Source organism: Streptomyces brasiliensis, assembly GCF_014647875.1.
GTDB classification, from domain to species: domain Bacteria; phylum Actinomycetota; class Actinomycetes; order Streptomycetales; family Streptomycetaceae; genus Streptomyces; species Streptomyces brasiliensis.
Window position 1 is genome coordinate 1 of record NZ_BMQA01000235.1, and the last position, 1097, is coordinate 1097.

Consider the following 1097-nt stretch of genomic DNA (forward strand, 5'->3'; position numbering starts at 1 on the left):
GCGAAGATCAGCTTGGCGCCGCGGCGGATGATGCCGTCGTGCTCCTGGTCGACGCCGGGCAGGAAGCCGGGGACGTCGACGAAGGTGATGACGGGGACGTTGAAGGCGTCGCAGGTGCGCACGAAGCGGGCGGCCTTCTCGGACGCCTTGATGTCGAGGCAGCCGGCGAACTGCATGGGCTGGTTGGCGACGATGCCGACGGGGTGGCCCTCGACCCGGCCGTACCCGGTGACGATGTTCGGCGCGAACAGCGGCTGGGTCTCGAAGAACTCGGCGTCGTCCAGGACGTGTTCGACGACCGTGTGGATGTCGTAGGGCTGGTTGGCGCTGTCCGGGACCAGGGTGTCCAGCTCCAGGTCCTCGGCGGTGACGGCCAGGTCGGCCTCCTCCGGGAAGACCGGGGGCTCGCTGAGGTTGTTGGACGGCAGGTAGGACAGCAGCTGCTTGATGTACTCGATGGCGTCCTTCTCGTCACCGGCCATGTGGTGGGCCACGCCGGAGACGGAGTTGTGGGTGCGGGCGCCGCCGAGCTCCTCGAAGCCGACGTCCTCACCGGTGACGGTCTTGATGACGTCCGGGCCGGTGATGAACATGTGGGAGGTCTGGTCGACCATGACGGTGAAGTCGGTGATGGCGGGGGAGTAGACCGCGCCGCCCGCGCACGGGCCGACCACGAGGGAGATCTGGGGGATGACGCCGGAGGCGTGGGTGTTGCGGCGGAAGATCTCGCCGTAGGCGCCCAGGGAGGCCACGCCCTCCTGGATGCGGGCGCCGCCGGAGTCGTTGATGCCGATGACGGGGCAGCCGGTCTTCAGGGCGAAGTCCATGACCTTGACGATCTTCTGCCCGTAGACCTCGCCGAGGGCGCCGCCGAAGACGGTGAAGTCCTGCGAGAACACGGCGACGGGGCGGCCGTCGACCGTGCCGTACCCGGTGACGACACCGTCTCCGTAGGGGCGGTTCTTCTCCAGGCCGAAGTTGGTGGAGCGGTGGCGGGCGAACTCGTCCAGCTCGACGAAGGACCCCTCGTCCAGCAGCAGCTCGATCCGCTCACGAGCCGTCAGCTTGCCCTTGGAGTGCTGCTTCTCGACGGCCCG

At 68.4% G+C, this 1097-nt stretch carries 1 protein-coding gene; it reads right to left on the bottom strand.

Features of this window, described 5'->3' with window-relative positions:
* Positions 1-1097 (bottom strand): acyl-CoA carboxylase subunit beta (locus IEZ19_RS49945; protein WP_189317981.1); only part of this gene is annotated, 1097 nt, incomplete at both ends.